Source organism: Sphingorhabdus sp. EL138, assembly GCF_945882965.1.
GTDB lineage: Bacteria > Pseudomonadota > Alphaproteobacteria > Sphingomonadales > Sphingomonadaceae > Sphingorhabdus_B.
On the sequence record NZ_CAMCWY010000013.1, the window covers coordinates 74,445 to 82,424 of the forward strand.

At 55.4% G+C, this 7,980-nt stretch carries 11 protein-coding genes and 1 riboswitch; of the genes, 4 read left to right on the plus strand and 7 right to left on the minus strand.

The annotated features are described in order from the left end of the window. Positions 1–56 precede the first annotated feature (56 nt). Positions 57–1,574 (minus strand): NAD(P)/FAD-dependent oxidoreductase, encoded by a 1,518-nt coding sequence (locus tag Q0N43_RS07480; RefSeq protein ID WP_295444752.1) that lies wholly within the window; start codon positions 1,572–1,574, stop codon positions 57–59. 114 nt (positions 1,575–1,688) lie between these two features. Between Q0N43_RS07480 and Q0N43_RS07485 the strand changes: the two genes are divergently transcribed. The 4 genes from Q0N43_RS07485 to Q0N43_RS07500 all read left to right on the plus strand — a co-directional run bounded on the left by Q0N43_RS07485 (position 1,689) and on the right by Q0N43_RS07500 (position 3,045). After that, positions 1,689–2,000 (plus strand): alkylphosphonate utilization protein, encoded by a 312-nt coding sequence (locus Q0N43_RS07485; protein ID WP_295444755.1) that lies wholly within the window; start codon positions 1,689–1,691, stop codon positions 1,998–2,000. Then, positions 2,000–2,392, plus strand: a complete 393-nt coding sequence (locus Q0N43_RS07490) for a DoxX family protein (protein ID WP_295444757.1) — start codon at positions 2,000–2,002, stop codon at positions 2,390–2,392. The genes Q0N43_RS07485 and Q0N43_RS07490 overlap by 1 nt, the downstream gene beginning before the upstream one ends. 67 nt (positions 2,393–2,459) lie before the next feature. Further along, entirely contained in the window at positions 2,460–2,612 is a 153-nt protein-coding gene (locus Q0N43_RS07495) for a hypothetical protein (protein ID WP_295444759.1), read from the plus strand. Between the two features lie 121 nt (positions 2,613–2,733). Beyond that, on the plus strand, positions 2,734–3,045 hold the full coding sequence (locus tag Q0N43_RS07500) for a zf-TFIIB domain-containing protein (protein WP_295444762.1): 312 nt from the start codon (positions 2,734–2,736) through the stop codon (positions 3,043–3,045). A gap of 64 nt (positions 3,046–3,109) precedes the next feature. Here Q0N43_RS07500 and Q0N43_RS07505 read toward each other — a convergent pair whose 3' ends face one another. From Q0N43_RS07505 to Q0N43_RS07530, 6 genes are all read right to left on the minus strand, one after another. Continuing rightward, the gene (locus Q0N43_RS07505) at positions 3,110–3,319 is read right to left on the minus strand and encodes a cold-shock protein (protein ID WP_185739799.1); all 210 of its coding nucleotides are present in this window, start codon (positions 3,317–3,319) and stop codon (positions 3,110–3,112) included. A 198-nt stretch (positions 3,320–3,517) separates the two neighbouring features. Continuing rightward, complete coding sequence (locus Q0N43_RS07510; RefSeq protein ID WP_295444767.1) at positions 3,518–3,853, minus strand: hypothetical protein; 336 nt, start codon at positions 3,851–3,853, stop codon at positions 3,518–3,520. Between the two features lie 96 nt (positions 3,854–3,949). After that, positions 3,950–5,809, minus strand: coding sequence for a phosphomethylpyrimidine synthase ThiC (gene thiC, locus Q0N43_RS07515; protein WP_295444770.1), 1,860 nt, complete (start codon positions 5,807–5,809; stop codon positions 3,950–3,952). 75 nt (positions 5,810–5,884) lie between these two features. Then, positions 5,885–5,991, minus strand: a riboswitch (TPP riboswitch). Between the two features lie 70 nt (positions 5,992–6,061). Beyond that, complete coding sequence (locus tag Q0N43_RS07520; RefSeq protein WP_295444772.1) at positions 6,062–6,931, minus strand: MipA/OmpV family protein; 870 nt, start codon at positions 6,929–6,931, stop codon at positions 6,062–6,064. Between the two features lie 76 nt (positions 6,932–7,007). After that, on the minus strand, positions 7,008–7,436 hold the full coding sequence (locus tag Q0N43_RS07525; RefSeq protein WP_295444776.1) for a DUF2141 domain-containing protein: 429 nt from the start codon (positions 7,434–7,436) through the stop codon (positions 7,008–7,010). Further along, on the minus strand, positions 7,402–7,980 hold a 579-nt coding region (locus tag Q0N43_RS07530), incomplete at its 5' end, for a sterol desaturase family protein (protein ID WP_295444778.1). The genes Q0N43_RS07525 and Q0N43_RS07530, both read right to left, overlap by 35 nt.

Consider the following 7,980-nt stretch of genomic DNA (forward strand, 5'->3'; position numbering starts at 1 on the left):
GATAATGCGAAATTCGCAAAAGCTGACGGGCGCCATCGACGCCCGTCCAATAAACATCATTCCGCAGCGATAAGCGTTTCGGTGTTTTCATCATGCTTGCCCGCAAAATGCGGCGCCGAAAACACCATGACACCGTCATCAATGGGGTCTTGTGTCAGGATTTTCTTCTCTGCGGTGTAATTTTGCAAAACACGCCATGGGTGACGATCACCATTCTTCGGCAGCGTGTCGAAACTGCGCGCGAAATAACCGGAGCTGAAGTCCGTCACAAACGGCAATTTGGGCATGTCGGGGTCATCCAGAACCGGTGTTGCCACCAGTGCATTCTTGTCATCCATTTTCCACAGCAAGCGGCAAACATAATCCGCCACAATATCGGTCTTTAGCGTCCAAGATGCGTTGATATAGCCAAATACACTGGCGAAGTTCGGGATGTCGTTGAACATCACGCCCTTATAATTGAAATGCTCGCCGAAATTGACAGCTTCCCCGTCTACACTGATCGCGGTCTTGCCCATGGTGACAAGGTTCAGGCCCGTTGCCGTGATGACGATATCGGATTCGATATGCTTGCCCGACTTCAGCTGAATGCCCGTCTTGGTAAAATGGTCGATATGGTCGGTGACAACTTCCGCCTTGCCCTCGGTAATCGCCGTGAACATGTTGCTATCGGGAATGAGGCACAGGCGTTGTTCCCATGGGCCGTATTTAGGGACAAAATGGGTGTCGACATCAACCGACGCTGGCAAAGCGTCCCGCGCCATATTGACCAGCTTCGCCCCCAGCTTTGCAGGGTTCCGACGCGCATACCAATATGTGAAACGTTGCATATTGATATTGCGCCACCGGGTCAGCGCATAAGCCAGCTTCTCTGGCAGAATCTTGCGCACAAACTTCGAAAACGGGTCAATGGCGGGCCGCGAGACCATATAGGTTGGCGAACGTTGCAGCATGGTCACTTGCGCGCCTTGTTGCGCCATTACAGGGACAATCGTGACCGCCGTCGCGCCTGAACCAATAACCGTAACCTTCTTACCCGCATAATCCAAATCCTTGGGCCAATGCTGCGGATGGATGATTTGACCACCAAAGTCAGCTTCGCCCGCAAAATCAGGCTTATAGCCTTGATCATAGTCATAATAGCCCGCGCACATGAACAAGAAGCGCGCTGCAAAATGCCGTTCGGCACCACCATCTGCGGCCTTGGCCGTTACGTGCCAGCGGGCATCGGGGGTCGACCAATTGGCCGAGATAACCTTGTGACCAAAATGAATGTGCGGCGTAATGTTATATTCGTCGGCGGTTTCATGGACATATTCGTGGATAGAGGGGCCATCCGCGATCGTTTTTTCATGCAACCATGGTTTGAAACGATAGCCCAGCGTATGCATGTCGGAGTCCGACCGGATACCAGGATAGCGGAACAAGTCCCACGTCCCGCCCATATCGGCGCGTTGTTCCACAATCGCATAGCTTTTGTTCGGGCATTGCATCGTCAAATGCGCCGCAGCGCCAATACCGGACAGCCCGGCACCCACAATTAAAACATCTACTGTCGTCTCAGCCTGCGCCATATGCCCCTCCACTTTGTGTCAAAATCTTACTGACATCGTTGCAAATTGCAACCGGCTTTCGCGTGGGAGAAAATACGGCTACGGCAGTGCAGAACATAAAGGAAATTAGGTCCCATGCGCACCCAAACTGACGAAGACTATGTCTATGATGAAGCATCTGGCGAATGGGTAAGCGCCGCCGACGCACAAGCCGCGACCGCGCAAAATGAAGCTGTCGAAGTCCGCGATGCAGTGGGGAATCTACTTGCCGACGGCGACCAAGTGACGTTAATCAAGGACCTGACGGTCAAGGGCGCGGGCCAGACGTTAAAACGCGGCACGTTGATCAAATCGATCCGCTTAACGGGCGACGCGCAAGAAATTGACTGCCGCTTTAATGGTATCAAGGGCCTGGTGCTGCGCGCCGAGTTTGTGCGGAAACGGTGATGATCCGGTCAGGATTGCGCGTAATTCTCGCGATTTTCTATTTGGGCGCAGGCATCGCGCACCTCATCTCGCCACACGGATTTTTGGCCATTACGCCAGATTGGGTGCCCTACCCCGCGTTCATGGTCGCGTTTACGGGGGTGGCTGAAATCGCTGGCGCGATTGGACTGATGATTCCGCAGACCCGCAAATGGGCAGCGTTTGGCTTGGCGCTTTATGCCTTGTGTGTCTGGCCAGCCAACTTCAACCACGCAATCAATAGCATCACCGTTGGCGGGGAAGCATTAAGTTGGTGGTATCATGGGCCACGACTGATGTTTCAGCCTGTCCTGATTTGGCTTGCCCTTTGGGTGGGGCATGTCACCGATTGGCCATTTGGTAAATTGCGGTAATATTTGGCACCTTCTTTCCTCCTCCCGCGTTCTCCCCTTGTCCCTTCATGAGAAAAGGAATGAGAACATGCATAAGGACGGCGACAAAATCGATGTGACGGAAGAGGAAGCGAGCGGCGGCGTGAAAAATGTCGGCCTGCGCTATGTTCTGGCCATTTCGCTTTTACTGGCAATCATTATATTGTCGGCCATGTGGATGACGGGGGCCCTATTGAATTAGCGCTCACCCTTCTTGACATCCGGCCACCCAATGCCCAGTTCGGTCGATGCGGGCCGGGCCCCTCTGGTCGTCATGTGACGGCGATGTCGGACCGCTTCATAAGTTCAAGAGGAGACCCGAAATGAATGCAGCCGTTGGAATGCCTTGCCCTGTATGCAAGGTGCCACTTGTCATGAGTGATCGCCAAGGTGTCGAAATTGATTATTGCCCGCAATGTCGCGGCGTATGGCTGGATCGCGGTGAGCTGGATAAGATTATCGAGCGCAGCGCCGCGGCCGACATGCCGCCACAACCTGCGCCGGCCCCGCAAGCACCCATGCCACCCCAAGGCGGCTTTGCACCACAGGGCTATCCTATGCAGCATCAAGGCTATGGCCATGGCTACCCATATCAGAAGCGAAAGAAATCGTTTCTCGAAGAGCTTTTCGATTAAGCATCCGCGCGCAACAAAAAAAAGGGCCGCCTTTCGGCAGCCCTTTTTTTAACTTTCCGGCTGATTAATCAGCGGCGGACAGGTTGATGGCCGAAGCCTTACCGTTGCGGCCGATTTCCACTTCGAAATTCACGCGCTGTTCTTTATCAAGCGTGTGCATGCCAGCTGCTTGAACAGCCGAGATGTGTACGAAGCTGTCATCACCGCCGCCATCAGGCGCGATAAAGCCATAGCCTTTGTCTGCATTAAAAAATTTTACGGTGCCTACGGGCATAATATGTTCCTTTCACGAAACAGGTGACCACCGGACAACAGCGCCAAGTGGGTAGCCAAGTCGTGGTAGGGAAAAACGTTGCCCGTTCCGATCATGTGACCGGTGACGCGCCTCAAAAATCCGTCGCGGTCGACGATAGCGTTCGTCCCATATACGCTTAATTTAGCCGATGTGCAAACTAGAAGCGAAAATAACGACTTATTCCCGCTCAGTGCCATTTTTGGACAACTGCGCCACAGATGTGCCGCTGAGCCGTTTCCGGTTTGCGACCATGCTTTTGGAATAATGCGCGATGCTGCTGCTGACGATCGCCTCGGGGCTGTTCCCCAGCTTTCCGGTCATCAGGTCGCAGCCAAGGGTAAGGTTCGCTGCGACCTTTTCCGACACCATCCGCCCCGCCTCTTGCACCGCCGCAGGCCCACCTTGCGCCAGACTGCCGATGCGCATCGCGATCACCATATTCGATTCCGCGGCAAGCGCCCAGGCGTCCATGTTTATGTCGAACCAGTTGAGGTTTTTCGGTGTTGTGGTCATGCCCCAACCCTAATCCGCCTTGCCAGAATGTCACGCGCCAATAACGCGGCGGGGGGCGTACGCGAGGCGGTTTGGCGTTAGGTGCTGCTTGCGCGGTTAATCATGCTCCCGGTCACCAGCTCCCATGTATAGCTCGCGACCGGTTTCGTCATAGACCTTGCTCATATGCGCCATGCCGGCTTCGGCCTCTTCTGCGGCGACAAAGCTGTCTGCTGGCTGGTTTTGCAGCTTGGCAAATTCGCGGACTTCTTGGCTGATTTTCATCGAGCAGAATTTCGGTCCGCACATCGAACAGAAATGCGCGGATTTTGCGCCTTCGGCTGGCAGCGTCTGGTCATGATATTGTTCGGCGGTATCTGGGTCGAGGCTTAGGTTGAATTGGTCGCGCCAGCGGAATTCGAAGCGCGCTTTGCTTAGCGCATCGTCGCGGACCTGCGCCGCGGGGTGGCCCTTGGCCAAGTCGGCGGCATGGGCGGCGAGCTTGTAGGTGACAACGCCGACCTTCACATCGTCGCGGTCGGGCAGGCCAAGATGCTCCTTTGGCGTGACGTAGCAAAGCATCGCGGTGCCGTACCAACCGATCTGCGCCGCGCCGATGCCGCTGGTAATATGGTCATATCCCGGCGCGATATCGGTGGTGAGCGGTCCAAGCGTGTAGAATGGGGCCTCGCCGCACGCCTCCAACTGCTTTTCCATATTCTCTTTAATCTTGTGCATCGGCACATGGCCGGGCCCTTCGATCATCACCTGCACATCTTGTGCCCAAGCGCGCTTGGTCAGTTCGCCCAGCGTGTAGAGTTCGGCAAATTGCGCTTCGTCATTGGCATCGTAAATGCTGCCGGGGCGCAGGCCGTCGCCAAGGCTGTAGGCAACGTCATAGGCCTTCATAATCTCGGTGATTTCGTCAAAGCGTTCGTAGAGGAAACTTTCCTTGTGATGCGCCAAGCACCATTTCGCCATGATGCTTCCGCCGCGTGACACGATGCCGGTCATGCGCTTTGCAGCCAATGGGACATAAGGCAGGCGGACGCCCGCGTGGATCGTGAAATAATCCACGCCCTGTTCGGCTTGTTCAATCAACGTATCGGCGAAGATTTCCCATGTTAGGTCTTCGGCCACGCCGCCGACCTTTTCCAACGCCTGATACATGGGCACAGTGCCAATCGGGACGGGGGAGTTGCGGATGATCCATTCGCGCGTGTCGTGAATGTTGCGGCCGGTGGACAAATCCATCACGGTGTCCGCGCCCCAACGGATCGACCAAACCATCTTGTCGACCTCAGTCGCGACATCGGACGCAACCGCGCTGTTACCAATATTGGCGTTGATCTTGACCAAGAAATTGCGGCCAATCGCCATCGGTTCGGATTCGGGGTGGTTGATGTTATTGGGGATGATCGCGCGGCCCCGGGCCACTTCGTCGCGGACGAACTCTGGGGTCACATAATCGGGGATCGACGCGCCAAAGCTTTCGCCGTCGCGTTTATATTCGGCCAGCCGCGCACGGCCCAGATTTTCGCGCTCCGCGACATATTCCATTTCGGGGGTAATGATGCCCTTGCGCGCATAATGCATCTGGCTGACATTCATGCCGGGTTTCGCGCGGAGCACTTTTTTGCGGACATTGGGGAATGGCGCGACGCCGCCGCTGCGGTCAGGACCAAGCTGACCATTGTCCTCAGGCTTTACCTCGCGCTGGGTGACCTCCATCACATCATTGCGCGCGATGATCCACGGACGGCGGATTTCATTCAGGCCGACGCTAATGTCGATGCGCGCGTTGTTGTCAGTGTAAGGGCCGCTGGTGTCATAGACGCGCACAGGTGGTTCGCCCGACGATGGCTCCAAATGAATTTCGCGCATGGCAACATTCAATGGCCCAACATGGATTTTCTTGCTGCCGCGAATGGGGCCAGTGGTTACGCCGATTTCCGTGCGTGCTGGGACGTCTGCCATCTTTTTCTCTCCAAAGTTTCATAAGGAGAGCGATTAAGCGTGAAGACCTGGCTTGGTCCTCACCAGTCCCTCGGACTGGCTGCGGTCTCACCTCCCTACGCCCGTGCCAACGGGATCAGGTTCAGCGGGTCGCGGGCATATCAGCACCGCCTCTCAGTCATGCGACTCCCCGGGGATGTGTAGACGATAGGCGAGACAGCGCAGTCAGTCCAGCAGATTGCCCATAAACGTGCTTTAGGCTCTCAGCCCTCCTCAAAAAGTATAGCTAATCCCACCCGCCATAAACCATTGGTCCGCGTCGCCGCGCAGCGATGTGACGGGTGAACGTGCGGCATCATTGGTGAGCCGGGAATAATTGATGAAAGCATAGACACCCCAGCCGCCATCGCGCGCATCGCCCGACAAATCGACTGCACCGAGCAGATTTGCACCAAAGCTTTTCCAGCCGCCCTTGGCGTTAAATACCGGCAGGCCGCTCGCAATGCTGCCCGCTTGATCGATGCTGAAATAGGTGTCGGCATAGTTGCCATCTACATGCGTGGCAGACAGGCTGAGCATCGTAAATATCGCCATCGACAGCGGCGTTGCATAGCTGACGCTTGGGCTGATGATGCGGCCCTTATGTGCGCCCGCAACATCCCATTGAATGTCACTGGACATCGTCAAAGTATCGAAGGGATGCAGTATTTTGGAGAATGACACCCCAGCGGTGGCGCCAACCTCAATCGCCACATCTTCCTTACCCAACAAGCGGACGATGGGGTCCTTGATATCATCATTGCGGTCCATGCGGAAACGCACGAGGGGCCCTGCGAGGAATTTCACATCCTTGCCGCTATTGCCATCGGCGACGAGGTCAACATACAGCCCTGGCCCACGCGCACCAAAGTCGATACCTTCGACGCTGCCTTGAACAAGCGGTGCCGGAAAAAGGTCATATTGGTCGGACCCATCGTAGCTGGGACTTAAGCCTGCACCAAGGCCAACCGTCACCCAGTCACCTGAAAATACGCTGCGATTGGGGCGTTCGGCCACGGGCGTTTCGCCACCTTGGGCAAAGGCAGGTGCGCACAGCGCAGCACTGAGATACAAAACAGCAACACAGCTTTTAAGTATTTTCATGAAATGCTCCCGTTGAACCAAGGCTGGAAACCAACCGAATGTACCCTTGGTTCCGCCCCTATCACAGCAAAGCGGGTTAAAGCATGTATTTCATTTTAATCTGCTGGCTGACGACAACTGCATCAATGGCAAAAGCGGCGGCTTTGAACTTCGGCGGTCCCGTGACGATCGCGGGATTGCGCGAAAAACCGAAGCCTTCTTTTGGAATGAAAACAGCCATATCCATTTTGTCATTGCCATTTTCATCGTGAATCACAGCGATCGCATACGTGCCTTGGGCAATGCCGCGGAAGGAAACCTGCGCCGAATCGCGCGCGGGCCGTGTGATGCGAAAGCTTTTCGTATCTTTACTGCAATCGGGGAAAAAACGCGGGTTTGCGGTAACGCAGATCAGAACATTGCCCTTCATATTGCGTAGGCCCGAAATATTGACCTCAAGCGTTGCGGGAGATGCCGCTGCCGCAGCCGCGCTAGTGAGGGCGGCGGCTCCAATGCCCAAGCCCAAGATCAGTGCCGCACATTTTGTCCCAAAACCTGAAATATAAACCATAATTTCCCCGATATGCCTCATGGTGCTTTTGGTGATGTGTCGCCGTTATCAGCCAGCGCCCCAAACTGCCATTAACAACGAACTTGGGAAAACATTCCCACCCCATATGGTTGGTCACGCCCATGATCGTCATGATCGCTAACACAGCGCCCAATGCCCCCACATGAACGGGGATGAGAAAAACCAGAACGGGAATGACGAACGCGCCGGACAACGCTTCCCACGGATGAAAAGACATTGCCGCCCATGCGGTGGGTGGACGGCTTTCATGGTGGACGGCATGCGCGGCCTTAAACCAAAATGGTCGATGCATCAGGCGGTGCGTCCAATAAAACCAGGTGTCGTGGGCAAGCAAATACAAGAAAATCGACACGGGAAGGTACCATATAGGAAACGCGTTCACGTCGGTGTAGATCTGCGTCCAACCGAAATTATCCCAGCCCCAAGCCACAATGCCCGCAGGAACGCCGTAGATAGCGGCACTGGCCAGGCTCCAGCC